General features: G+C 63.9%; 23 protein-coding genes and 1 pseudogene. 12 read left to right on the top strand and 12 right to left on the bottom strand.

The features are described from left to right. Nucleotides 1-14 precede the first annotated feature (14 nt). The gene (gene ttcA, locus AC3CBN_RS05730; RefSeq protein WP_488635857.1) at nt 15-878 is read right to left on the bottom strand and encodes a tRNA 2-thiocytidine(32) synthetase TtcA; all 864 of its coding nucleotides are present in this window, start codon (nt 876-878) and stop codon (nt 15-17) included. Nucleotides 879-979: 101 nt separating this feature from the next. Between ttcA and AC3CBN_RS05725 the strand changes: the two genes are divergently transcribed. Then, nucleotides 980-1,186 (top strand): YdcH family protein, encoded by a 207-nt coding sequence (locus tag AC3CBN_RS05725; RefSeq protein ID WP_488635856.1) that lies wholly within the window; start codon nt 980-982, stop codon nt 1,184-1,186. Nucleotides 1,187-1,394: 208 nt separating this feature from the next. Continuing rightward, nucleotides 1,395-1,991, top strand: coding sequence for a GNAT family N-acetyltransferase (locus AC3CBN_RS05720; protein ID WP_488635855.1), 597 nt, complete (start codon nt 1,395-1,397; stop codon nt 1,989-1,991). Between the two features lie 127 nt (nt 1,992-2,118). Here AC3CBN_RS05720 and pssA read toward each other — a convergent pair whose 3' ends face one another. The 7 genes from pssA to AC3CBN_RS05685 all read right to left on the bottom strand — a co-directional run bounded on the left by pssA (nt 2,119) and on the right by AC3CBN_RS05685 (nt 11,061). Further along, complete coding sequence (gene pssA, locus AC3CBN_RS05715) at nt 2,119-3,513, bottom strand: CDP-diacylglycerol--serine O-phosphatidyltransferase (protein ID WP_488635854.1); 1,395 nt, start codon at nt 3,511-3,513, stop codon at nt 2,119-2,121. A gap of 47 nt (nt 3,514-3,560) precedes the next feature. Beyond that, nucleotides 3,561-4,583, bottom strand: a complete 1,023-nt coding sequence (locus AC3CBN_RS05710) for an HlyD family secretion protein (protein WP_488635853.1) — start codon at nt 4,581-4,583, stop codon at nt 3,561-3,563. A 9-nt stretch (nt 4,584-4,592) separates the two neighbouring features. Then, the gene (locus AC3CBN_RS05705; RefSeq protein WP_488635852.1) at nt 4,593-4,793 is read right to left on the bottom strand and encodes a DUF1656 domain-containing protein; all 201 of its coding nucleotides are present in this window, start codon (nt 4,791-4,793) and stop codon (nt 4,593-4,595) included. Next, on the bottom strand, nt 4,783-6,924 hold the full coding sequence (locus AC3CBN_RS05700; protein WP_488635851.1) for an FUSC family protein: 2,142 nt from the start codon (nt 6,922-6,924) through the stop codon (nt 4,783-4,785). Before AC3CBN_RS05700 ends, AC3CBN_RS05705 begins: the two co-directional genes overlap by 11 nt. Before the next feature lie 2 nt (nt 6,925-6,926). Beyond that, nucleotides 6,927-7,421 (bottom strand): MarR family transcriptional regulator, encoded by a 495-nt coding sequence (locus AC3CBN_RS05695; RefSeq protein ID WP_488635850.1) that lies wholly within the window; start codon nt 7,419-7,421, stop codon nt 6,927-6,929. Nucleotides 7,422-7,677: 256 nt separating this feature from the next. Beyond that, nucleotides 7,678-8,088, bottom strand: coding sequence for a DUF4156 domain-containing protein (locus tag AC3CBN_RS05690; RefSeq protein WP_488635849.1), 411 nt, complete (start codon nt 8,086-8,088; stop codon nt 7,678-7,680). A gap of 99 nt (nt 8,089-8,187) precedes the next feature. Beyond that, nucleotides 8,188-11,061 carry a M16 family metallopeptidase gene (locus AC3CBN_RS05685; RefSeq protein WP_488635848.1) on the bottom strand — a complete coding sequence of 958 codons (2,874 nt, stop codon included), beginning with the start codon at nt 11,059-11,061 and terminating at the stop codon, nt 8,188-8,190. A gap of 278 nt (nt 11,062-11,339) precedes the next feature. On the opposite strand from AC3CBN_RS05685, the gene AC3CBN_RS05680 reads away from it, so the two are divergent. The 8 genes and pseudogenes from AC3CBN_RS05680 to AC3CBN_RS05645 all read left to right on the top strand — a co-directional run. After that, nucleotides 11,340-11,540 (top strand): hypothetical protein, encoded by a 201-nt coding sequence (locus AC3CBN_RS05680; protein WP_488635847.1) that lies wholly within the window; start codon nt 11,340-11,342, stop codon nt 11,538-11,540. Nucleotides 11,541-11,592: 52 nt separating this feature from the next. Beyond that, on the top strand, nt 11,593-12,057 hold the full coding sequence (gene trmL / locus AC3CBN_RS05675; RefSeq protein ID WP_488635846.1) for a tRNA (uridine(34)/cytosine(34)/5-carboxymethylaminomethyluridine(34)-2'-O)-methyltransferase TrmL: 465 nt from the start codon (nt 11,593-11,595) through the stop codon (nt 12,055-12,057). Between the two features lie 192 nt (nt 12,058-12,249). Next, the gene (locus tag AC3CBN_RS05670; protein ID WP_488635845.1) at nt 12,250-12,903 is read left to right on the top strand and encodes a ubiquinone biosynthesis accessory factor UbiJ; all 654 of its coding nucleotides are present in this window, start codon (nt 12,250-12,252) and stop codon (nt 12,901-12,903) included. A gap of 2 nt (nt 12,904-12,905) precedes the next feature. Continuing rightward, a complete protein-coding gene (gene ubiB / locus AC3CBN_RS05665; RefSeq protein WP_488636671.1) occupies nt 12,906-14,549 on the top strand; it encodes a ubiquinone biosynthesis regulatory protein kinase UbiB in 1,644 nt (547 codons plus the stop codon). Nucleotides 14,550-14,766: 217 nt separating this feature from the next. Beyond that, a complete protein-coding gene (locus AC3CBN_RS05660; protein ID WP_488635844.1) occupies nt 14,767-15,468 on the top strand; it encodes a pseudouridine synthase in 702 nt (233 codons plus the stop codon). 52 nt (nt 15,469-15,520) lie between these two features. Further along, nucleotides 15,521-15,943 (top strand): alternative ribosome rescue aminoacyl-tRNA hydrolase ArfB, encoded by a 423-nt coding sequence (gene arfB / locus AC3CBN_RS05655; protein WP_488635843.1) that lies wholly within the window; start codon nt 15,521-15,523, stop codon nt 15,941-15,943. After that, a complete protein-coding gene (locus AC3CBN_RS05650) occupies nt 15,940-16,536 on the top strand; it encodes a 1-acyl-sn-glycerol-3-phosphate acyltransferase (protein WP_488635842.1) in 597 nt (198 codons plus the stop codon). Before arfB ends, AC3CBN_RS05650 begins: the two co-directional genes overlap by 4 nt. 5 nt (nt 16,537-16,541) lie before the next feature. Beyond that, nucleotides 16,542-17,006, top strand: a pseudogene (locus tag AC3CBN_RS05645) (LysE family translocator); the annotation flags it as partial. Nucleotides 17,007-17,276: 270 nt separating this feature from the next. On the opposite strand, the gene AC3CBN_RS05640 reads toward AC3CBN_RS05645, so the two are convergent. Beyond that, nucleotides 17,277-18,296, bottom strand: a complete 1,020-nt coding sequence (locus tag AC3CBN_RS05640; protein WP_488635841.1) for a LysR family transcriptional regulator — start codon at nt 18,294-18,296, stop codon at nt 17,277-17,279. Between the two features lie 145 nt (nt 18,297-18,441). Between AC3CBN_RS05640 and aceB the strand changes: the two genes are divergently transcribed. Both aceB and aceA read left to right on the top strand, forming a co-directional pair. Further along, a complete protein-coding gene (gene aceB / locus AC3CBN_RS05635) occupies nt 18,442-20,037 on the top strand; it encodes a malate synthase A (protein ID WP_488635840.1) in 1,596 nt (531 codons plus the stop codon). A 50-nt stretch (nt 20,038-20,087) separates the two neighbouring features. Further along, nucleotides 20,088-21,392 (top strand): isocitrate lyase, encoded by a 1,305-nt coding sequence (gene aceA, locus AC3CBN_RS05630; RefSeq protein ID WP_488635839.1) that lies wholly within the window; start codon nt 20,088-20,090, stop codon nt 21,390-21,392. 97 nt (nt 21,393-21,489) lie between these two features. Here aceA and AC3CBN_RS05625 read toward each other — a convergent pair whose 3' ends face one another. The 3 genes from AC3CBN_RS05625 to AC3CBN_RS05615 form a co-directional block, all read right to left on the bottom strand. Beyond that, nucleotides 21,490-23,292, bottom strand: a complete 1,803-nt coding sequence (locus tag AC3CBN_RS05625) for a cation:proton antiporter (protein ID WP_488635838.1) — start codon at nt 23,290-23,292, stop codon at nt 21,490-21,492. 266 nt (nt 23,293-23,558) lie between these two features. Beyond that, nucleotides 23,559-25,058 carry a YifB family Mg chelatase-like AAA ATPase gene (locus AC3CBN_RS05620; protein ID WP_488635837.1) on the bottom strand — a complete coding sequence of 500 codons (1,500 nt, stop codon included), beginning with the start codon at nt 25,056-25,058 and terminating at the stop codon, nt 23,559-23,561. 160 nt (nt 25,059-25,218) lie between these two features. Further along, nucleotides 25,219-25,467: an accessory factor UbiK family protein gene (locus AC3CBN_RS05615; protein WP_488635836.1), complete on the bottom strand. Its 249-nt coding sequence runs from the start codon at nt 25,465-25,467 to the stop codon at nt 25,219-25,221. Between the last annotated feature and the right edge of the window lie 111 nt (nt 25,468-25,578).

Raw genomic sequence — 25,578 nt, 5'->3', positions numbered from 1 at the left:
GTGGGTGATGGGGTTCAAGACTCGTCCGGCGTACCGGCAAGCCACTGGCACGCCTCGGCGCGTGGGGCATCTTCGCGCGCGCCCAGCGCGGCGAAGTCGAACAGCTTGCGGTCGGTGAGCTGGGAGGGTTGCACGCTACCCAGCGCGCGGAAAATGTTCTCGGCGCGCCCGGGTTGCGTCTTCTCCCAGTCCGCCATCATGCGCTTGACCGCCTTGCGCTGCAGGTTTTCCTGCGAGCCGCACAGGTTGCACGGAATGATGGGGAACTGACGCTCCTGGGCGTATTCCGCGATATCGCTTTCCTTGCAGTAGGCCAGCGGGCGGATCACGACGTGGCGACCGTCGTCCGAGCGCAGCTTGGGCGGCATGGCCTTGAGCTGCGCCTGATAAAACAGGTTGAGAAAAAACGTGCCGAGAATGTCGTCGCGATGATGGCCCAGCGCGATCTTGGTCACCCCGTTGTCCGCCGCCCACTGATACAGCGCGCCGCGCCGCAGGCGCGAGCACAGGCTGCACATGGTCTTGCCCTCGGGGATCACGCGGGTGACCGTGCTGTAGGTGTCCTGCTCGATGATGCGGAACGGCACGCCGCGCGCGGTGAGGTATTCCGGCAGCACGTGCTCGGGAAAGCCTGGCTGCTTCTGGTCCAGGTTCACCGCGATCAGCTCGAAGCGCACGGGGGCCTTGGCCTGCAGCGAGAGCAGCACGTCCAGCAGCGTGTAGGAATCCTTGCCGCCGGACAGGCACACCATCACCTTGTCGCCGTCCTCGATCATGTTGAAGTCGGCAACGGCCTGGCCCACCTGATGGCGCAGGCGCTTGGCCAGTCTGGCGGCCTCGTGGTGCTGCTTGCGGATGACGTCAGGCTGGGTGGACATGGTCGGGATCGTACGGGTCGGCCTCCCATTGTAGCGATCTGACCGCCCCGGGTCCGGCGGCGGTACACTGGAGGTCTTCCTTCCCAGTCGCCGTCGTCGTCATGCAGGTCCAGGACCAAGCCGAGATCGCCCATCTACTGGCTGAACTGCGCGTCGAGCACCGCGATCTCGACGTCGCCATCGAACACCTCGCCACCACGCTCAGCCGTGACGAGCTGCAAATCACCCGACTGAAGAAGCGCAAGCTGCTGCTGAAGGACCATATCGCGCGCCTGGAAAGCAGGCTGATCCCCGATCTGGACGCCTGACAAAGCGCGATTCAGGGCATAGCTACGGCGCAAGCCGAAAGCGTGCGGATGACCTTTCTGGCGAGGTCCCCTGAGCGATAAAGCGCCACGCGGCTCACCAAAACCCGGGATGCGACACCGCGCCCACCGATTGTTGCCGCCGCGGCAGGCTGCTTAAATGCCGCGTCATCGCCCTCCCTTTCACTGCCCGCGACTCGCTGGAGTCCCCATGCCCTCGCTCGCCCCGCTTCGTTTGGAAGACGACTACGTCGCGCTCGAACCGTTGACAGCACACCACGCGCCTGCGCTGGAATCGGCCGCTGCCGATGGCGAGTTGTGGAAGCTGTGGTTCACCAGCGCACCAGCCCCGGGAGAAGCGGCCGCCTATATCGCCAAGGCGCTGGAAGGCCAGACCAGCGGACTGATGCTGCCATTCATCGTGCGCGAAAAAAGCACCGGCGAGATCGTCGGCACCACCCGCTATTACGATTTCGTGCCAGAACTGCCGCGCATCGCCATCGGCTACACCTGGTACGCGAAACGATGGCAGAAGAGCCACATCAATACAGCCTGCAAGCGCCTGCTGTTCAGGCATGCCTTCGAAACACTCGGTTGCGTGGCGGTGGAGTTCCACACGGACCATCGCAACCTCGATTCGCAACGCGCCATTGAACGCCTTGGCGCGCATCGCGACGGCGTGTTGCGCGCCCACAAGCGCCGCCCCGATGGCACGCTGCGCGATACGGTGTGCTTCAGCGTGATCGCCAGTGAATGGCCGGATGTATCGCGCTGGCTAACCATGCGCCTGGAGCGACTGGCGGGCTGAGTACGCCTCACCTTTTGCCGCAGGAGCGCACCCTGTGCGCGACCGCAGAGTCACGTCGTTCCCGCAGCGCTGGATCCCCTTGGGGGATGGGCATAGCGCGCGCAGGGTGTGCTCCTATAGTGTTTCGTTACAGCAGGCGCCCGATCAGCCGGTCGAGTCGCACACGCCGCAGTCGACGCAACATGCGACGCACCTCTGGCGGATAACTGCGCGCACCCGGCAGCTCGCGGTACTGACTTAGTCGCGTGGCGTGCTGGCGCAAGGCCTCCCACTCGGCCTCATGCTGCGCAAGCAGCCGGTGCGACGGATCACGCAACAGCAGACCGTTCTCCAGATCTAGCGCCCACGCGCGCGGGTTCAGATTGTTGCCGGTGAGCACGGCCACATCTTCGTCCACCAACAGCCCCTTCAAGTGATAGCTGTTGTCGCCGTCACGCCACAACCACAGGTTGAGCTGGCCGCTGTCGATGGCCGCCTGATGCGACCGCGCGAAACGGCGCAAATTGCTTTCGTAGAGGTACGGCAGCATGCCGATGCGGTTGAACGGCTGATCGGGCGGGATGTAGAAATCGTTCGCCACCTTGTCGCCCACCATGACGTCCAGGCGACAGCCACGGCGCAGCAGCTGGCCAATCGCCGCGCGTACTGGCCGTGGCAGGTTGAAATAAGGCGTAAGCAGGATCACACGCTGACGGGCGCCGCGCAGCAGAGCGAGCAAAGTTTCGTTGAGCGCGTTGTCGCTGCGGCCAAATCCCACCAGCGGAATCACCGCCACTTCGCCTTCGCCCAGGGGCTCGTTGGCGCCTTCGTACTGCGCCTGCTGCAACGACTGGCGCAGGCGTCGGATCGGTTCCTGCAGCTCACGCGGCCGTGGCAGCGGCAGGCGGTCCAAGCGCGACACCGCATCGCTGCCCCCGAACTCGCGGCGTACGAAGCCGGCCATGCTGTCGGCCAGCGCGCGATGACGGATCAGATGGTAGCGATCCAGACGGTAGCGCCCGTGCTTGGCCAGGTAGACGTCGTTGAGGCTGGCGCCGCTATAGAGCACCGCGTCGTCGATGATGAAGCCTTTCAGATGCAGCACGCCGAACAACTCGCGCGTCTGCACCGGCACGCCGCGGATCACCACGCCCTCGCCGAGACGCTGCGCATATTCACGGTACATCGCTGCATTGCCTTCGCTGCCACCCTTGCCGATCAAACCACGCCGCGCGCGATGCCAGTCGACGTAGACCTCCACCACGAGTGTCGGCCGCGCCATGTGCGCGGCGTAGAGCGCATCGAGCACCTCGCGGCCGGCGTCATCGTCCTGCAGGTACAGCGCTACCAGCACGATGCGGTGTTGTGCCTGCGCAATGTGCGCCAGCAGCGTTTCGCGGAAGGTTGCCGGGCCGTCGAGGGTGGTTATCGCCGCGGCGGGCACCGCAAAATTCGCATAGCCGGACAGATCCAGCTCGCGATGGCGGCGCAATGACAGCAATCTGCGGGCTAGGCCACGCGGCGAGGGCAACGGACGGTTCATGGGGCGCCATGTTAATCAAGCGCGCCCCCCACGTGGAAAAGTCCGCGTTATTCGCGGTCCTTGTCCAGCGCCCGGCGCTGCTGCACGTCGATGCTGGCGGTCATGCCGGCAGCCAGCACGACATCCTTGGGCACGCTGGCTTCGTCGATGGTGATGCGCACCGGCACGCGCTGCGCCAGCCGTACCCAGTTGAAGGTGGGGTTGACGTCAGCCAGCAGGTCGCGGCCGGTGGGGTTGTCGCGGTCGGTGATGCCACGCGCGACACCGGTGATGTGGCCTTTGAGATGAACGCCGCCACTCATCAGGCGAATGTCCACCGGATCGCCCACGCGCAAGTGCGGCAGCTTGGTTTCTTCGAAGTAGCCGTAGATGTAGTAGCTGTGGCGGTCGATCAGCGCCAGCCGCGGGCTGCCGGTGGCGGCGTAATCGCCCACGCGCACATCGAGATTGGTGACATAGCCGTCCACCGGCGAGCGCACCTCGGTGCGCTCCAGGTCGAGCTTGGCGCGATCCACCGCGACCTGTGCCTGCACCACCGCCGCCTCGGCCTGCTCGCGCGCCGCACTGGCCTGATGGCCGCTCGCCTGCGCCTGTTGCCATATGGCCATGGCGGTATTGGCGGCGGACTTGGCATCAGTGCGCTCTTCCTTCGGCACCACATCGGCCAACTGCTCGCGACGCTTGGCCTGATCCTGGCGCATGTCGAACTCGGCCTTGCGCGCGGCGGCACTCGCCAGTACGGCGTCGATGTTCGCGCCCGCGGCACGCGCGCTGGCCTTGGCTGCCGTGAGGTTGGCGTCGGCCTGCTGCAGGGCGATGTGGAAGCGTTCCGGATCGATCTCGAACAGCACATCGCCCTTCTTCACTTCCTGGTTGTCGATCACTGCCACCTTGGTTACCAGACCCGAAACATCTGGAGCGATGCGGATCACTTCCGCGCGCACGCGGCCATCGCGCGTCCACGGCGAGTACATGTAGTGCCGCCACAGAGCATGGCCCAGCAGCAGCGCCACGATGACGACGGCGGCGGTGATGGCGAAGCGGAGCAAGGCTTGTGGCTGGATTTTCATGGAAGTCACTCAGGGATACAGCAACAGGCCGGCCGCGCCGAACAGCACGAAGAACACGGCAACGCGAAACAGCGAGGGATGCCAGACGTAGCGATACAGGCCATAGCGGCCGACGATGGTGTCGATCACCCACAACACCAGCAGGCAGCCCAGGTAAATCAGCAGCATCCCGGGAACCAGCGCGTCACCAAGGGCGATTTCAAGAGGCATGAGGGGTCTCCTGTGCCTTGACGATGTAAGGCGCGAGTGCGGATTCGTCGTCACGCAGCGCCGTGCGCAGCTGCAGCAGATGCGCCAGCGCCGGCTGGCAGCTGGCGCGCGCCTGCGGCAGTGTCTGCCTTGTCAGCGTGAGGGCATGGTCAACATGGCGGTCGGCCGCCTGCCAGTGCGCCTGGTCGGGCTGATCGTAGAGCTGAGCTAGCGATTGCACGGCACGCTGCAAGGCTTCCATGATCGGGGGCGGGAGATCGGCATGCTGCATGTCCTGACGCAGCTCGATCACAGTGCGGCCCGAGTCATGCACGGCCAGCGCCCATGCGAGCTGGCACTGCGACTCGGCGCTGCCAGGCTTGGTGAACTGCACGATCTGATGGAACAGGTCTCGATTCTCGCTCTCGAATCGATACACAAGGCCTTCCAGCGGCGCCGTGGCTGCCATGGTTACCTGACGACGCAGTTGCTGCAGTTGACGCCTGCGCAGCCATTCCGTGCCGATCACGGCGGGAATGACCATGAATGCCAGGCCGCACATGAGCAGGCCGAACAGTGAAGCGATGGCATCGTTGAAAAGCCGGTCCGGCGCGTAAACCATGGGGTTCTTCAACGCCAGAATGGTGGCGAAACCCAGCATGTAGCCAGAACCGATGCCCGGCAATGTCGCGTTGCGTGTGGTCAGGTAGGGGCCGATCATCAGCAGCGGCCCGCTGGTGAGCATCAGCATCAGGAAACCGTCGCTGCCGGGCAGCAGCCATAGCACCACGATGAAGGCCGCCAGCATGCCCAGGGCGACGCCGATCGACATATTTACCGTTGCCGGGATCGGTCGTGGCGATGTCGCGAGCAACCCGCTGAAGACGGTAGCCAGCAGCATCGCCGTGATTCCTGACGGCCAGGCCGTCACAAGCCAGAACGTGCTTAGCGTAGCCATGGTGAGGAACGTGCGGATCACCGCGATGGCCGGCGAGACGAATTCGTTGGCACGCCTGAAGCTGATCCGCTCCACCGTACCGCCCAGCGTACCCTGCGTCTCGCGCAGCGTTGCTTCCAGCGCCGCGAAGTCGCGCAATTCCCTTGCGAAGCGATAAAGCAGCGCGGCGCCGCTATCGAACTCCAGCAGCAGTTCCGGATCCTGGCGCAACTCTTCCTGCAGCTTGGCCGCCAGCGCCGGCAGTTCGGCTTCGCACGCTTCCAGGCGCGTGGCCATCAGCCTGGGCACGTGCTGGTCATCGGCCGGCGGCGACAGCGCCTTGCCCACCGGCGCATAGAGTTTTATCAGCGCGCCGGCCGTGCGGGGATGGTTGGTTCGCTCCAGGCGGTTGATCAGATGGTGCAATGACTGGAAGCTCGTAGCCGCCGCCATGTAGCGCACATTGAGCAACTGCATGCGGCTGCTGCGCGCGCGAGCTTCCGGGTCTTCGAAGATCACCGTGGAACGCAGGTCCTCGAGCTCCACGGCAGCACGCACGAAATGCAGATGCGCCTGCTCCATGTCGGCGCGTGGGATGACACCACCCAGGCTGCCGCGCGCAAACTCGATGAAGTGCCCGTAGTGTTCCCGCGCTCTACGCCGCAGCACCTGGCGCAGGCGCTCTGGCAACACCATGTCACTGACCAGACCCGCCACGATCATGCCCAGCATCACCTCGCTCACGCGCATCACGGCCGAATCGAACACGGCGTAAGGGTTATCGATGGCCGGCAATATCACGATCACGGCGGTGTAACCCGCGAGCACGAAACCATAGGACATGAAGTTGCGGTACAGCACTGCGCCGCCCGCGCACAGGCCCACCCACAGCGAGAGACAGAACAGGAACAGCTCGCGCTGCTGTGGAAACACCGTCATCAACAGCAGGGCGAACAAGCTGCCTGTACAGGTGCCGATCGCGCGGTAAAAGCTCTTGGCCAATACCATGCCGCTCTGCGGATGCATCACGATCGATACCGTGATCATGGTGGTGGATGGCTGCTCCAGCTGAAACACCATCGTCAGCCAGGCGGCGATGTAGAACGCCAGCATGCATTTGAATACGAAGATCCAGGCCTGGCCTTCAGTCGCCAGGAATCCACCCAGCCACGGCAGGGTCCGCTTGGAAGCAAGCTCCGTAGGCAGCGCCGACATGGCTAGTCGCGCTCCAGCTCCGCGAGGAATTTCTTCAGCAGACGCTCTAGCTGCGCCATCTCGCGCGGTTGCAGGTCACCCACCTGGCGCTCCAGCAGATCGCAGATGTCCGGCAGGAAACTCTCGATCATGGCCACCCCCTCCGCGGTGAGCGTGAGTGTCACCTTGCGGCGATCCTCGTCGCTGGCATTGCGTGCGATAAGGCCTTTTTCGCACAGCTCATTGGTAAGCCGCGTGATGTTGGCCGACTTCTCGCCGGCGGCGTCGGCCAGTTCCGTGGGGTGCAGCGTGTAGCCATCGGTGCCATACAACATCATCAGCAGGTTGTATTCCGGATGATTGATGCCGTACGGCCGCAGTACGGCGTTGGCATCGTCATGCACGCGTTTGTAGATGTGTTTGATCAACCGCACCACGACCGCCGGATCCCGCGGAAAGGCGGGATGCCGCTGGCGGGTGATCGCCAGTCGTTGTTCGGTGGGAAGGAAGCTGCTCACGACGCGTCGCCTAAATAGTACATATATGTAATATATACATGTAAATTTTATGCTTGCCGCGGAGGGCGCGCAAGAGCGTCATCCTCTGGACGTGAAAAAGGCGCCACGAAGGCGCCTTCCAATGCGAAACCGGGTTGCCGCTCCTGTAGGAGCGCACTCTGTGCGCGACCGCAGCCTTACAACTCACCGCTACGGCATGCCCGTTTGTCGCGCACAGGGTGCGCTCCTACAAAAGGCGATCGAGGCCGGACAGTCCTCAACCGCCCTTGACCGGGTACGTCTCGAACGCACCTGGTGCCGTTGATGCTTTGGCTGGATTCGCCGCCGGCCGATTGGTCGGCGCCAACTGCGCGCTGCCGCACTGGTAGGCGCCCCACGGCTGTGAGCCATCGGCAGGGTCGCCCAGTGGCTTGATGGTGTCGGCGTGCATCTTGGCGGCTTCGTTGCGCGCCATGACTTCCAGTTCGTCGCGCACCTTGATGTCGTTCCGGTTCATCGGACCGACATGATCCATCACCGATACGGTGACCTTGCCCAGGTCATGACAGGAGGACACGTCGCCGCTCCAGGCCGTGCGGACGTTCTTCCCGGCATCGTCCAGCGTGATGCCGTAGGTGCAGGCGCCGAGCAGCGCGATGGGAACGAGCAACAGCAGGGTCTTGCGCATGAGTAACTCCGCAGCATGAATATAAAGAGGCCGGGCGGTTGCCCACCCGGCCTCCATCGTAGCGCGAGGACGTGAACAGGTCCTCACGCAGGGTACGACTTATTTTGTCGGCATCTGCTTGCCGTCACCGTCGATCACCTCGACCTCACCGAGCTTGAGCGCGCGCACGGGCTGCTCAATCTTCTTGAGATCACCCACGATCACCCAGGTCAGCGCGCTGGGCTTGATGATCTCCTTCAGAGCGCTTTCCGCATCGGGCTGGCCGATCGCCTCGGTACGCGCCTTGAGCGTCTGCACATAGTTGTCCGGGCGGTTGTACTGCACGATCTCGCTCATCGCGCTCAGCACTTCGGCACCGGTCTCGAAACTGCCCGGCAGGCCACGCACGTTGGAGTCCTTGATCTTGTTGACCTCCTGCGTGGTCAGCGGATGTGCGCCGACCACCTCGTTGGCTTCCTTGAGAACTTCGTGCGCGGATTCGGCCGTCTTGTCGGTCTGCACCGGCGCGTACATCAGGAACGGGCGCTGGCCGATCGCATCGCGCATGAAGCTGAAAGCACCATAGGCCCAACGCTTGTCCTCACGCAGGTTCATATTGAGCCGCGAGGTGAAGCTGCCGCCGAATGCGCCGTTGGCCACGTCGATGGCCAGCTCGTTCGGGGCCTTGCTCGATGGTGCAAGCAGGCCGGCGAGGATCAGCGACTGCGGTGCGTCCGGTTTGTCGATCAGAAACACGCGCGGCTTGGACTGCGCCTCCACCTTGGCGATGTTCTTCTTCGGCACAGCGCTGGACGGCGCCTTCCAGTCACCGAAGGCGGCATCGAGCTGCGGAATGATCTGCTGCAGCGTGGTGTCGCCCGCCACCAGGATCTTCACGTTGTCCGGCCGCAGCCAGTCGCGCTGGAACGTGGTGAGATCGGAAGCCTGCATTGCCTTGATCGCTTCTTCCGTGCCCGAACCGGTAAACGGAATGCCATAGGCGTGGTTGGCGCCGTACAGCAGCGGAGGCAGCGTGCGCAGGGCCAGCGCGGTGGGCTGCGTCTTCTCCTGCGCAATACCTGCCAGCCACTGCCCACGAACGCGCTCGATGTCCTCGGCCTTGAATGCCGGGTTACGCACGATGTCGGCGAACAGCGCCAGCGACGGCTGCAGCTGGTCGTTCAACGCATTGAGCGACGCCGAGCACGCATCAAGCCCGCAACCGATGCGCGTGATCGCACCGAGCCGCTGCTTGCGCTTGGCCACTTCCACCGAGTCGAGATCCTTGGTGCTCTCGTTCATCAGCGTGGTAGTGAAGCTGGCGGTGCCGAGCTTGCGACCTTGGTCGGCGGCGTAGCCCGCGTCGAACATCAGCTGCACGTGCGTCACCGGAATGGTGTGGCGCTGCGCCAGCACCACCTCGATGCCGTTCTTGAGCTTGCCGCGCTCAAGCGGGGGAAAGCTGAGGTCCGGGAACTGCGCGACCTGGGGCACACCGTTGCTGCGATCAACCTGGCCCTTCGCCACGGTGTACGTCTGCTTGGCCGGCAGCTTCGCTTCGGGACGGCCTTCGGCCGGGGTGAGCGCGACAACCTTCGCGTCTTCCGTATCCGGATTGAAGTCGTTGCCAGCCGGCAGCACGGTGAGCAGGTAATCGCCCTTGCTGAGCCACTTGTCGGAAGCCGCCTTGACGCTGGCCTGGGTGGCCGCGTCGGCGCGCTCAAGATCCTTTTTGTACGCGCCCGGATCACCGCGATAAACCTGACCCTCAGCCAGGATCACCGCCTTGCCGCCGAAGCCGCCCACCTTCTCCAGCCCGCGCACAAAGCTGGCACGGTTGCCGATCTTGGCGCGCTCGAGTTCGTCCGTCGTGGGGCCTTCGGCAAGGAATTTCTTCAGCTCCTCGCCGATCACCGCCTCGACCTTGGCCGGGTCCACGCCGTCCTTCACGTCGGCCTGGATCTGGAACTGGCTGGCCAGCGCGAACGGCGAAATGCTGGCCGAGATGTCATCGACCAGCTTGTCCTGGTAGACCAGGCGCTGATAGAGGCGCGACGTCTTGCCACCACCGAGCACGGTGGAAGCGAGATCGAGCTGGATCGCATCGTCGGCACCCAGCTGCGGCACCACCCAGGTGCGGTAGATGCGCGGCTGCGCCACGTGATCGTGCTGTACGCCGCGGGTGGACTTGCTCAGCGGCGTAATCCACGTCTGCTGACGCGGCACCGGCGGGCCGGCGGGAATGTCGCCGAAATATTTCTCGGCCTTGGCCTTGGCTTCCGCCAACGTGATGTCGCCGGCCAGCACGAGCGTGGTGTTGGCGGCGCCGTAGTAATCGTGGAACCACTGCTTCACGTCACCCAGCGAGGCCGCGTTGAGGTCGGCCATCGAACCGATGGTGTCGTGCTGATAGGGGTGGTTACCGGGATAGGTATTGGACAGGACGTTCTGGTCGACACGGCCGTACGGACGGTTCTCACCCTGGCGCTTTTCGTTCTGCACCACGCCGCGCTGCGTGTCGAGTTCCTTCTGGCCAATGGCACCGAGCAGATGACCCATGCGGTCCGACTCCATCCACAGCGCCATGTCCAGCGCGGTAGTCGGCACCGTCTCGAAATAGTTGGTGCGGTCGAACCAGGTGGTGCCGTTCATGTCGGTGGCACCGGCCAGCTCGAACGGCTGGAAGTAGGTGCCCTTGTGGTTCTCGGAGCCCGAGAACATCAGGTGTTCGAACAAGTGCGCAAAGCCCGTCTTGCCCTTGGGCTCGTCGGCCGAACCCACGTGATACCAGATGCTCACCGCCACCACCGGTGCCTTGTGGTCCTCGTGCACCACAACAGTCAGGCCATTGGGCAGGGTGAAACGGGTGTAGGCGATATCGGGCACCGCCTGGGTGGCTTCAGCGGCGGCGGCCTGGGGCACCGCAATGGCGGGAATGCCTGCCGACATGCTGAGCACTCCAGCAACGAGCAGAGCGAGGGGCTTTCTTGCCATGACGACACTCCTGTTTATTTTCAGCGAATGAACGACCGGAGGCTATCGGTGCCTCCGGACCTTGGCAAATGACCAATGGCAGGGGATTTGGTGCCCGGATTAGTGTCCGTCCGGTTGTCCGGCTACGCCCGGTCGCTGTCCGCGGACAGCCAACGGCGGCATTCGGCTCTGGATAATTTCCAATAACGACAGTCACTTAAAGGTGAATGCAGGGTTGGCACGGGCCTTGCCATATCTACCGTGCAGGACCTACCCACTAATTCATCGGAGATATGATCATGAAATTCGAAGCCTTGATGCTGCGCAGCCTGTTCGTCGCCTGCCTGCTGGTTTGTGGACTCGTGCTGGGTGCCATGGTGACCGCTTCGCCGGAAGCCGTCCGTCTCGCCGCCACCGGCACCGCCGGTCAGCTGATCGCTGCCCCCGTCGCCTGCGCCTTGCCGCCCGACGGCGTGGTCTGCCCCCGCACCAACGGTTGAGCACGGACGCTCACCGTTTCGTGAGCCAGGGAAGACACCCGATAATGGCCGGATGCTGCATGTCATTCTTTACCGACCCGAAATACCGCCCAACACCGGCAATGTGATCAGGCTGTGCGCCAACACCGGCGCCACGCTGCACCTGATCCGGCCCTTGGGGTTCGAACTGGACGATGCCCGCCTGCGCCGTGCAGGCCTGGACTACCACGAATATGCGCAGCTGGCCGTGCACGACGACCTAGCCAGCTGCCTCGAGGGCATCGGCCAGCCACGTGTGTTTGCGTTCTCCACGCGCGGACGCGTCGCCCATGTCGATGCGCGATTTGCCGAAGGCGATGCCTTGTTGTTTGGCTGCGAAACCGCCGGCCTGCCTGGCGACGTGCTCGATGCGATTCCTGAGGCGCAGCGACTGCGACTGCCGATGCGCGCCAACAGCCGCAGCCTCAATCTTTCCAACACCGTCGCTGTGGCGGTGTATGAGGTTTGGCGACAATTGGGATTTGCTGGGGCGCTTTAACTCCCTCTCCCCGTTGGGGAGAGGGCTGGGGTGAGGGGTCAATCTTGCGATAGCGCATGATTGAAGCCCGACTCGTAGATGCCTTATCGCAAGCACCAAACCCTCACCTCAATCCTCTGTCCCGCTGGGATTACCTTCAGGTCGCCCGTCGGGGAGAGGAGGCTAAACGCCGCTAGCCGCTACAATCGCGGCATGACTGCGCCCTCCCCTCGCTCCCTGCTGCCTCGCCCACTGCGCGCCCTCGCCGGTCGCGCGCTGGAAACTGCGCTCAATCACACGCTTTCACTCGACCCGGAAACAGTCGCGCGATTGTCAGCGCTCGATGGCCGCAGCGTGCAACTGCATCTGCGCGGCCCGGAGCTGGCACTGTCGGTCACGGTGGAAGGCGAGCGCCTGAAAGTCGGCCCCGCGCAGGAAGACAACCACCTGCGCGTCGCCGCCACGCCGGGCAGCCTGCTCGCGATGCTGGTCAAGCGCGATGACGAAGGCGTGGCCCCGGGCAAGGTGGACATCGCCGGCGACGCCGACCTTGCGCGCCGCCTGGAGAAACTCGCCAGCAAGTTCGCGCCGGATTTCGAGGAAGCCTTCGCGCGTACCTTTGGCGACGTACTGGGCGTGCCGCTGGCCAAGGCGGTGCGCAACGGCCTCGCCCATGCGCGCGACACGGCCAGCCATCTCACCACCGACACTGCCGACTGGTTACGCGACGAAGCCCGAGTGGCCGCTGCGCCCGGCGAAGTGGAAACGTTTCTCGATGGCGTGGACGAGCTGCGCGAACGCAGCGAGCGCCTGGAAGCACGCCTTGTTCGCCTTGAGCAACGCTTGAGGAAAGGACCCGCGGCGTGACGATGCCACTTAAGGTCGTGCCGCGCGTGCTACGCGTCGCCTCCGTGCTGCTTGCCTACCGGCTCGACGAACTCGTCGACGCTGCCCATCTGTTCCGCCCGCTCAAGCTGGTACGCCCGTTCGTGGCGCGGCCGCGCGTGGACGTGCGCGACCTTTCACGCGGCGCACGGTTGCGTCTGGCGCTGACCGATCTCGGCCCGATCTTCGTCAAGGCCGGCCAGGTGTTGTCCACGCGCCGCGATCTCGTACCGACCGACATCGCCGACGAGCTCTCGCAACTGCAAGACCAGGTGCCGCCCTTCCCCGGTACCGAAGCGCGCGCCATCGTCGAACAGGAACTGAAAGCGCCGATCGGCCAGCTCTACGCGAGTTTCGATGAAACGCCACTGGCGTCCGCCTCCATCGCCCAGGTGCACGCGGCGACGCTGCACGATGGCAGCGCGGTGGTGGTGAAGGTGCTTCGTCCCGGTATCGACAAACAGATCGAACGCGACATCAAGCTGCTGCGCTCGCTGGGTGAACTAGCCCAACGCTGGCACCCCAACGCTGACAAGATCCGCCCGCTCGACGTGGTCGCCGAAGTCGAGAAGATGCTGGAGAACGAGCTGGATCTGCAGCGCGAAGGCGCCAGCGCGAGCCTGCTTCGACGTAACTTCGAAAGCGGCGTGGATATGTACGTGCCCTCCGTGCACTGGGAACTCACTGCCGCCCGTGTGCTGACGCTTGAACGCGTCTATGGCGTGAGCTGCGACGACATCGCCGCGCTCGATGCAGTCGGCATCGACCGCAAGGCTCTTGCGGTGAAGGGCGTGCGGCTGTTCTACGAACAGGTGTTCCGTGACAACTTCTTCCACGCCGATGCGCACCCCGGCAACATCTGGGTGGACACCGCGCGCCCGGGCGAGCCGCGCTTCATCGCGCTGGATTTCGGCATCATGGGTTCGCTGCCGGAAGAGGACCAGTACTGGCTGGCGCAAAACTTCATCGCATTGTTCGAGCGCGACTACGCGCGCATCGCGCAGCTGCACGTCGACGCCGGCTGGATGCCTTCCACCGTGCGCATCGATGAACTCACGGCTGCCGTGCGCACAGTGTGCGAGCCCTACTTCACGCGGCCGCTCTCGCAGATCTCGCTGGCCGAACTGGTGGTCAAGCTGTTCCAGACGGCGCGCCGCTATGAACTCACGCTGCAACCGCAACTGATCCTGCTGCAGAAGACCTTGCTCAATATCGAAGGCGTGGGTCGCATGCTCGATCCGCAGATCGACATCTGGGCGGTGGCGCACCCAGTGCTCAAACGCATTCTGCGCGAGCGCTACAGCCCCTTGCGCACCCTGCGCGCGATGCGCCAGCGGGTGCCCGAGTGGCTGCATGCTGCGCCGGAATTTCCGGAGCTGATCCGTGACGCGCTGCGCCAGGTAGCCCGCGGCGAACAGCGCAGCGTGAGCGATCCGCGCGAACTGACACAGCAACACGAAGAAGCGCAGCGCACGCGGCGCTCGCTGGCGTTTGGACTGCTGGGCGGAAGTTTGCTGATTGGCAGTGCCGTGTTGTGGACGCAGGCGCCACAGCAGGGCGTGTGGCCCGCTGCGATTGCCGCAACCGCAGGCTTACTCGCTTTCTTTATTGGCTGGCCCCGCCGCTGATCGCTACCTCGCGTCATCGCTAATTCCCGCCTCGCGTCATCCTGGCGGCTCTCAACAGCCGAAGGGCTGGTCAAGCCGGGATCCAGCGACTTTCGGCGGTGCGGCGAGGTTGAAAGACACTGCATCCCAGCTTGACCAGCCCTTCGGCTGTTGAGAGCCGCTGGGATGACTTCTTCCATGCGTGGCGCGACGGGAATGCACCTTCCAGAGTTCATCCATGCTTGAAATCCTCTACCAGGACGACGCACTCATCGCGGTGAACAAACCCGCGGGCCTCGCCGTGCATCGCTCAAAGATGGTGGGCAACGCCGAGGAATTCCTGATCGACCGGCTGCGCGAGCAAGTAGGCGGCATCACGTATCTCGCACACCGCCTGGATCGCGCCACCAGCGGCGTGCTGCTGGTCGCACGCTCCACCGAAATTGCGGCCGCACTGGGTGAGCAGTTCATGGGCCGCAACGTGCACAAGCAGTACCTCGCGGTGGTGCGTGGCTGGCCGGAGCCGGAAGAAGCTCTGATCGACTACGCCCTGCCCGGCTCACGCGAAACCGGTCCACGTCGCGACGCCCGCACGTCCTATCAGCGACTGGCGACCGTGGAAGTACCCATCGCGCTGGGTCGCTACCCGCAGCAGCGCTATGCGTTGGTACTGGCCGAGCCACAGACCGGCCGCTTCCGCCAGATCCGCAAGCACATGGCGCACGTCCACCACCCGATCATCGGCGACTGCCAGCACGGCCGCGGTGACCACAATCGCCTGTACAAGCAGTACTTCAGCTGCCATCGCATGCTGCTGCATGCCTGGCGACTGAGCTTCACGCATCCGGTCACGGGCGAGCCCATGCGCATCGAAGCGCCACTGGATACGGCTTATCTGGCTCTGCTCGATCGGTTCGGCTGGTCCCTACCGGTCAGCTGATGCGGCGGTGCGACATGGCAGCGCATCATGCGCGCCCGCTAAACTTCGCAACATGCTCACCATCAGCCGATCCATCGTCGTACCCGAGACCGAGCTGACCGAGCGCTTCCTGCGTGCCGACGGTCCGGGCGGCCAGCATGTCAACCGCACCGAAAGTGCGGTCGAATTGCGCTTTGACGTAACACACTCGCCTTCGCTGCCCGAACCCGTGCGCGAGCGCCTGCTCGCCCGACGCGACCGACGCCTGACCGACGACGGCGTACTGGTGATCCAGGCGCGCCGGTTTCGCGATCAGTCCCGCAACCGCGAAGATGCGCGCGAGCGTCTGGTCGAGATCATCCGTGGCGCGCTGGTCGCTCCCAAGCCGCGCGTCGCCACCAAACCCACCCGCGGCTCGAAAGAGCGCCGCCTCGTTGGCAAGCAGCAGCGGGGCAAGATCAAACAAACGCGTTCGCGTGACTGGAGTCGTGAATGAGCACCCAGCTGCTCCCTGCAGCCCCGCCTGAAGCACCCAGGCTCAATAGTCGTTTCTGGCCGTGGCTCGCGCGTACGCTGCTGCGCCTGAGCGGTTGGCGCCTGCTTGGTGGACTGCCCAACGAGCCAAAGCTCATCCTGATTGGGGCGCCGCATTCGTCCTATTGGGACGGCTATTACGGCCTGCTGATGAAGATCGGACTGGGCGTGGACATCAACATCATGGTCAAGCGTGAGGTGTTGGATGGCCCTCTTGGCATCATCCTGCGCCCCATCGGCCTGATTGCGATCAATCGCAGCGCCGCGCTCAATGTGGTGGGCCAGATGGTGCAGCGTTTCGCCACCAGCGAGCGGATGTGGCTGGGCATCACGCCCGAAGGTACGCGCAAGAAGGTCACGCACTGGAAGTCCGGCTTCCTGCGCATCGCGCACGAAGCCAACGTGCCAATTCAAACCATCTTCATCGACTATCCCACCAAGACCTTCACGTTCGGCCCCGTAGTGCGCGCCACCGAGGATCACGACGCGGACATGGTGAAGATCCGCGAGCTGTTCACGCCATATCGTGGCAAGCATCGCAACGCCAACGATTAAGCTCCATGGAATCGCACGGCATCCTGCACTTCGACGCTTTCCTGCTCGCCTGCATCGCGCTGAACCTCACGCCGGGCCTGGATACGTTCTACATCCTCACGCGCAGCGGTCGCGAAGGTCGTGCCGTGGGTGTGGCGGCGGCGTTGGGCATCAATGCTGGTTGCATCGTGCACACACTGGCCGCGGTGCTGGGCATCTCGGCGATCCTGATGACCTCGGGCATCGCCTTCAGCGTGCTGAAGTACCTGGGCGCTGCTTACCTCGTGTGGATCGGCCTGCGCATGCTGCTGTCACGCGGCAGTGTTCGACAACCCACGGTCACGCGCGGCAAAGGTCTATCAGCAGCGTTTCGCCAGGGCATGCTGACCAATGTGCTCAACCCGAAGGTGGCGCTGTTCTTCCTCGCCTTCCTGCCGCAATTCGTGTCGATGCAGGTGGCGCATCCGCAACTGGGCCTGCTGGTGCTCGGATTGAGCTTCATCGGCACCGGCACGATCTGGTCGATGGTGCTGGCGTGCTGGGTGGCCAAATCCATCACCTGCTCCATACGCGCTCGCAGCTCGGCGGCTGGATGGATCACGTGTGTGGCACAGTGCTGCTTGGCTTCGGCGCGAAGCTGGCACTGCAACGGCAGGCGTAGATGCTTTTTTGTAGGAGCGCACCCTGTGCGCGACAATCCTACGGAGCAGCAACACCCATTCGCCGCGGTCGCGCACAGGGTGCGCTCCTACACAGAACGCTCAACGCTCCGAGTGCCCCGACTCGTCGTAATCGCGGTGCGTCAGCAAGCCCGGCTTCACCAGATCTACGAATGCGCGTGCCTCCGCACTGAGAAACTTGCCCTTGCGCATCACTACACCGTAGCTGCGCTGCGGAAAATACTGCTTCATGTTTCGGACGGCCAAACGCGAGCGGTCGGCCTCGGTAATGCAAATACCGGTGACGATGGAAATGCCCAGCCCCATTGCCACGTATTCCTTGATTACATCCCAACCACCCACCTCGATCGCTACGCGATAAGGCACTTGTCGCTGCTGGAACACCAGATCCACCAATCGGTAGGTGGACAAGCGTTGTGGCGGCAGGATCAAGCCATAGGGCGACAGATCCTGCAGTGTCAACGCGGCCTTGGACGCCAATGGATGATCAAGCGGCGTAATCAGCATGGGGTCGTAGTGGTACACCGGTGCCCAGGCGATGTCGTTGGGCACATCGAGCATCGAACCCACGGCAAAATCCGCCTCGTCGGCACGCAATAGCGCCAGGCCGTCCTTGCCGGTGACGTTCGCCAGCTGCAGGTGCACCTCCGGAAACTGTTCGCGGTAGCGGCGTACCAGCTCCGGCAACAGGTACTGGATGGTCGAGGTGCCGGCTGCAATGGTGAGCCGGCCGCCCTGCAGTCCCTTCACCTTGGCCTGAAAATCCCGGTCCAGGTTTTCCCAGCCCTCCACCAGGGGCCGCGCCAGTTCATACAAGGCCTCGCCGGCATCGGTGAGGTTGATGCGACGGCGACGACGCTCCATCAGGCTGACGCCCAGCTCACGCTCCAACGCCTGCAGCTGCAGGCTCACGGTTGGCTGAGACAAGAAGAGAGCTTCTGCAGCGCGTGTCAGGGTGCCGAGTTTCACGGTGTACACGAAGGCCCGCATCTGCTTCTGGCGGTTGCCCTTGTAGTAATACCGGCCGCTGTCGCTTTCCGCCGCATCAGTAGCCCTTCGCCGCCTCGAAGACGCCGGGCGCGGCTTTTTTTCTTTGTTCATCCGGTTTTCGGCGCTTTTCATTGCTTAAAACTCAATGAGTTGGGATACACATTAAGAATAGCAATATTAATGATTGAAACATTTGCTTTGTCAAAGCAAATCTCCGTGACCTAGTGTCATCCCATCGTCATCACGGAGAATCCCCATGGCCGTCCCCAAGGAACGCCTCGCTCTTATCCCGGCACAGGTCAACGGCACCACCGGACCCGGGCATGACGCCATTCTCAGCGCCGATGCCCTCGCCTTCCTGGCCGACCTGCATCGCCAGTTCGACGCCCGCCGCCTGGAGTTGCTGGCCGCCCGCGAAGCCCGGCAGGCCCGCTACGACGCCTGCGAGCTGCCCGATTTCCGTGCCGACACCGCCGCCATTCGCGAGGGCAACTGGACCGTCGCGCCAATCCCGGCCGCCCTGCGCGATCGCCGCGTGGAGATCACCGGCCCGGTCGAGCGCAAGATGATCATCAACGCGCTCAATTCCGGCGCGAAGGTGTTCATGGCGGACTTTGAGGACTCCTCGGCCCCGACCTTCGCCAACCAGATCGACGGCCAGACCAACCTGCGCGACGCGGTGAACGGCTCGATCGAGTACACCTCGCCAGAGGGCAAGCACTACCGCGTGAACGACAACCCGGCCGTGCTGGTGGTGCGCCCGCGCGGCTGGCACCTGCCTGAGCGCCACATCACTGTGGATGGCGAGCCGATGGCCGGCGCGCTTGTCGACTTCGGCCTGTTCGCCTTTCACAACGCGCGCAAGCTGCAGGCACGCGATCGCGGCCCGTACTTCTACCTGCCCAAATTGCAGGCGATGGAAGAAGCCGCGCTGTGGAACGAGGTCATGGCTGCCACCGAGGCGGCGCTGGACCTGCCGCCTGATTGCATGAAAGCCACCGTGCTGATCGAAACGTTGCCGGCGGTGTTCCAGATGCACGAGATCCTGCACGCGCTGCGTGGCCGCGTGGTTGGCCTCAACTGCGGCCGTTGGGACTACATTTTTTCTTATCTGAAAACCTTTCGGACCCATCGCGACCGCCTGCTGCCAGATCGCGGCCAGGTGCTGATGACGGTGCCGTTCCTGAAGGCCTATTCGGAACTATTGATCCAGACCTGCCATCGCCGTGGCGCCTTCGCCATGGGCGGCATGGCCGCGCAGATTCCGATCAAGGGCGACGAAACCGCAAACGAGGCCGCGCTGGCCAAAGTGCGCGCCGACAAGCTACGCGAAGTGCAGGCCGGCCATGACGGCACCTGGGTCGCGCACCCGGCGCTGGTGCCGGTGGCGCAGGAAATATTCGATAAGTACATGCCTTCGCCGAACCAGCTCAGCGTGGTGCGCGCGGATGTGCACGTCACGCGCAACCAGCTGATCACTCCGTGCAGCGGCAGCATCAGTCGCGCCGGCTTCGACAATAACGTCGAGGTGGCACTGCGCTACACCGCCTCGTGGCTCGACGGCCAGGGCTGTGTGCCGATCCATCACCTGATGGAAGACGCCGCCACCGCGGAGATCGCGCGCGCTCAACTGTGGCAATGGCTGCATCTGGGTCCGCTGGAATTCACGGATCACGCGCCGATCGACTTCGCCTTGTTCGATCACGCACTCACCACGCACACGCATCGCCTGCGCGAAAGCGGCGGACCCACCGCCCATCGCGCGGAAGAAGCCGCAGCGTTGCTCAAGCAACTCACTCATGCCGACGAACTCGGCGATTTCCTCACCCTGGCCGCCTACGCGCAGCTCTGAGCCGCAACCCAGTTGCCATCACGCATTACGGATATGCAGGAGTAAACCTCATGAAGAACACGCTGCCCACCGCCGACCAGATCGCTCTCGATTGGAAGAACAACCCCCGCTGGAACGGTGTCCAGCGCAACTACAGCGCCGAGGACGTGGCGCGTCTGCGCGGCACCGTGGGTGTGGAACACTCGCTCGCCCGCCGTGGCGCCGAGCGCTTGTGGAAGTCGCTGCACAAGGACGAGTTCGTCAACGCGCTCGGCGCGCTCACCGGCAACCAGGCCATGCAGCAGGTGAAGGCCGGCCTGCAGGCGATCTATCTCAGCGGCTGGCAGGTCGCAGCCGACGCCAACGTCGCGGGCGAAATGTATCCGGATCAGTCGCTGTATCCGGCCAACTCGGTGCCGCTGGTGGTCAAGCGCATCAACAACACGCTGCTCCGCGCTGACCAGTTGCACCACGCCGAAGGCCAGGACGATATCGACTGGATGGTGCCGATCGTGGCTGACGCCGAGGCCGGTTTCGGTGGCGTGCTCAATGCGTTCGAACTGATGAAGGCAATGATCGAAGCGGGCGCCGCGGGCGTGCACTTCGAGGACCAGCTCGCCTCGGTGAAGAAGTGCGGCCACATGGGCGGCAAAGTGCTGGTGCCGACGCGCGAAGCGGTGGACAAGTTGAACGCCGCACGCCTCGCCGCTGACGTGCTCGGCGTGCCCACGCTGATCGTGGCGCGCACCGATGCGGATGCCGCCGACCTTCTCACTTCCGAGATCGACGACAACGACAAACCGTTCATTACCGGTGAGCGCACTGTGGAAGGCTTTTTCCGCGTGCGCCCAGGCCTGGACCAGGCGATCAGCCGCGGCCTCGCTTACGCGCCGTATGCGGATCTCGTGTGGTGCGAGACCAGCAAGCCGAACCTGGAAGAGGCACGCAAGTTCGCCGAAGCGATCCATGCCAAATTCCCGGGCAAGCTGCTGGCCTACAACTGCTCGCCCAGCTTCAACTGGAAGAAGAATCTCGACGACGCCACCATCGCGAAGTTCCAAAAAGAACTCGGCGCCATGGGCTACAAGTTCCAGTTCATCACTTTGGCTGGCTTCCATAGCCTCAACTACGGCATGTTCGACCTCGCTTACGGGTATGCTCGCCGTCAGATGAGCGCATTCGTGGAGCTGCAGGAGAAGGAATTCGCCGCTGCCGAGCGTGGCTTCACTGCCGTGAAGCACCAGCGCGAAGTGGGTACGGGTTACTTCGATGCGGTGACGCAGGCGATCCAGCAGGGCCAGTCGTCCACCACCGCGCTCAAGGGTTCTACCGAAGAGGCGCAGTTCCACGCCTCGCGTCAGGCCAGCGCGGCCTGACCGGTTGTACCTCGTTGCGTGAGTCGGCATGGATGCTGGCGCGTGCGTGGGGAGCGCGGCCCTGTCCAGCGCTCCCTGCGCATGCACGCAAGGGCACTCAGCCTTCGGGCTGAGCGATGCCCTCCGGCGGCACCAGCGCAATTACCGTCCAACCTGGCCGCGGCTCGAGTTCCCGCTTCTCCGAGGCCACGCGCAATGCACCTTTCTCTTCCACGCCAAACAACAGCACCGTGGGTGAGCCGTACTGTTCGATGAAGTGGGGCCAGTCAAAGGTGGCCGTCAACCGTGTCGATTTGATGCGCCAGCCCTCGGTCATGCGCTCGGCGAATCGTTCACGGGTCATGTCCGCGCCAAACAGCAGCGGCGCCAGCAGATGCCCGCCCAGCTGGGTTCGATCGCCCGCCTCCTGCGGCCCTTCGTTGAACAGACGGTAGACCCGAGTGCGACCAAACTCCTGTCGGTAATAAACGCAGACCAGCGCGTTGCGCTCGCGGTTGGACGACATGGCCAGCAGGCGACCGATGCCGGTGAGATTGAGATGCCGTTCGGCGAAAGCGGTGCCTGGGTGACCGTAGAACGTGGCCAGGCCTTCCATGCGCGCCCGACGGATGCCTTCCCAATGCTCGTCGGCCACGATCACTCGAAAGCCTGCATCAACGAGCGCACGCGCCACTACACGGGCGACCTGGTCGGAACCATAGATCAGCACACCGTTCGGATCGGGCTCGGCAACTTTGAGCCATAACGCCAGCGGCCTCGCCGTGGCGCTCTGCAACACCACTGTGCCGATGATCAGGATGAACACCAGCGGCACCAGCGCCTTGGCGCCGGGCATGTCCAGTGCCTCCAGCCGCAGCGCAAATAGCGCGGAAACGGCTGCCGCCACGATGCCGCGCGGCGCCATCCATGCGATCAATGCACGCTCCCGCCAGTTCAACGTGCTGCCCACGCTGGCGATTGCCACCGTCACTGGACGCACCACCAACTGCGCCACGATGAAGATCGCCATACCCGACCACAGCACGCCGTCGGGCAACGGCCAATGCAGCCGCGCGGCAAGCAGGATAAACAGCACCGACACCAGCAATGTGGTGAGGTTTTCCTTGAAATCGAGGATGTCGTCGATGTGCACGCCGCGCATATTGCCCAACGCAATACCCATCACCGTCACCGCCAACAGGCCCGACTCGTGCGCGATCGCGTTGGACAGTGAGAACGCCAACAACACCGTGACCAGCGTGCCGTAGTTCTGCAAATACTCGGGAATCATCTGTCGACGCAGCAGCGCCGCGAGTAGCCACGCGGTGAGCAGGCCAATCATCGTTCCGCAGGCGATCACGGCGAGAAACACACCGATAGTGCGGCCCTGCTGATGCGAAACGATGGCCTCGTAGACCAGCACGGCAAACAGCGCACCGAGCGGATCGATCACGATGCCTTCCCAGCGCAGCGTGTTGGCAATGCGTTCGTTCGGCCGCACCGTGCGGAGCATCGGCACGATCACCGTGGGTCCTGTCACGCAAGTGAGCGCGCCGAACAGCAGCGACACTTCCCAGTTCAGTCCCGCCAGATAGTGCGCTGCCACAGCGAGCAGCAGCACCGCGATCACCGCGCCATAGGTGACCAGCCCGCGCACGACACCGCCGATGCCGGGTAGCTCGCTAAAGCGCAGGGACAGGCTGCCCTCGAACAGGATCAACGCCACAGCGAGCGACACCACTGGAAACAGCAGCGGCCCCAGCAGCTTGTCCGGCTGCACCACACCGGCAACCGGACCCATCAGGACGCCTGCCAGCAGCAAGAAGAGGATCGCCGGCAACCTCACTCGCCACGCCAGCCATTGGGCGAGGAAACCGATGCCCAACATGCACACCAGCAGCCATCCGATATCAGACGACATGCACGATCCTTCGAGCGTCCACGGCAGATCTATCGGAGCACGCGCGCAGTCGCGACGTCCACCACTAAGCAAAATCAAAAAGGGAAGGAGAGAGGCCAAACCCCGGTATCGGACGGGGGGAGGGGGAGGGGGCGCCGATACCGGGGTGGCAGGCTGAGTTCGATAAAGAACTAGCGAGTACAGATAATACGCTCGCGCCCGGACATGTCAATACCCATCAGTTCAAAAATTCGGCTCGCGTTGTCTGGCCGCTTAATACGCCCGCTTCAGAACCGGCGATAGGTCAAAGCCTCAGCCAGATGCGCCCGGTCCAACAGCGCCGCGCCGCCATCCAGATCCGCGATGGTCCGCGCCACCCGCAAGGTGCGGTGATAGGCACGGGCTGACAGGCCCAGTCGTTCCAGTGCCGCATCGAACCAGCGTCGCTCGGCCGAGCCCAGTGCGCAGTCGCGCTCCAGTTCCCGCGTACTGATCTCGGCATTGGGTCGTCCGGCACGCATCAGCGCGTGAGTGCGCGCCTTGACCACGCGGGCACGCACCGTCGCCGAATCCTCGTCATGCCCGCTACGCGGTGCTCCCAGCTCACCCAACGGCACACGCGGCACTTGCACGCCAAGGTCGATGCGATCGAGCAGCGGCCCGGAAATGCGGCCGCGATAGCGCTGCATTTGATCCGGCGTGCACTGGCAACGCTGGCGAGGATCGCCCGCGTAGCCACAAGGACACGGATTCATCGCCCCCACCAATTGGAATTGGGCAGGAAAGGTGGATTGCCGAGCCGCGCGGGAAATAACGATATGCCCAGACTCCATCGGCTCACGCAGCACATCCAGCACATGCCGTCCGAACTCGGGCAACTCGTCCAGGAACAGCACGCCATTGTGGGCCAGCGAAATTTCGCCGGGCCGCGGCATGCTGCCACCGCCTACCAGCGCCACGGCCGAACTGGTGTGGTGCGGTGCCCGAAATGCGCGCCTGCGCCAGTGCGTCGGATCCACAGCCTGTCCGGCCACCGACAGCACGGCACAGCTTTCCAGCGCCTCCGATTCGGTCAGCGGCGGCAGGATGCCAGGCAAGCGTTCCGCCAGCATGGTCTTGCCCGTTCCCGGCGGCCCCACCAGCAGTAGATGATGGCCGCCGGTAGCAGCGATCTCCAGCGCCCGCCGAGCCTGCAGCTGGCCGCGCACGTCAATGAGGTCGGGACCTGAAACATCCGGGGGAATGCCTGGCGCTTCTCCAGGCAGGGTCAAATCCTGCGCGCCACGCAGCCAACCGCATACTTCGGCCAGGGTATCGGCGACCAATACATCAGCGTCGGACACGAGCGCGGCTTCGGCGGCATTCGCCCTCGGTACCACCACGCGGCGCCCGCGTGCACGTGCGCGCAGCAGCGCCGGCAGCACGCCGGAGACGCCACGCAACGCGCCGGACAGCGCTAGCTCACCGAGGAATTCGCAATCGTCGAGTTTCTCCCGCGGCACCTGGCCACCCGCGGCAAGAATGCCCAGCGCAATCGCCAGGTCGAAACGCCCGCCATCTTTTGGGAGCTCGGCAGGCGCGAGGTTCACCGTGACCTTGCGGTTCGGATATTCGAAAGCCGTGTTCTGGATAGCCACTCGCACGCGGTCGCGCGCCTCGCGCACGGCCGCTTCGGGCAAGCCAACGATATTGGTGCCGGGCAAGCCGCCGGACAGATGGACTTCGACCATCACCTGCGGGGCCGTCACACCTTCCTGGGCACGGGTGAGCGTAACGGCCAGGCTCATGGAACCAACGCTAGGGAACGAGAGTGGCTGCCAGGTTCGGACACGGAGCAACTCCCTTGCGCGGCCTGCGGTGAAAATAGCCGCCCCCGATCGTTCTCGGGGTGAGGGTGACGGATCGGGGGCGGCTCCCGGGACGTGGGCCCGCGCCGCACCCCGTTAGTCAGGTAGCAGCACCAGCCTCAAGATCTGCGATTCGTTTCTCTAGTGCCTCGACCTTGGCGCGGGTGCGCGCCAGGAGCTGGCTCTGGACTTCAAACTCTTCGCGGGTGACTAGATCAAGGCGGCGCAATCCCTGCGCCAGGACATCGCCGAAGTTGGTGCGCAAATCCTGATGCGCCTGAGCCAATCCTGTTGGAACCAACGAAACAAGACGCTGGGCAAGTTGATCGATATCCTGCCTATCCATCATGGATAGCACCTCGAACTCGTCGGGGTTGAGTGTAGATTCATGTCTGTAAATGCCACCATCGGCTTGCTCCGCTTCTATTTGTAGGCATTCTCCTACACGGTGATGGCCCAG

The organism is Dyella sp. OK584 (assembly GCF_057787755.1).
The sequence above is the reverse complement of the archived record's forward strand: the minus strand, read 5'-3'. Positions and strand labels throughout refer to the sequence as shown.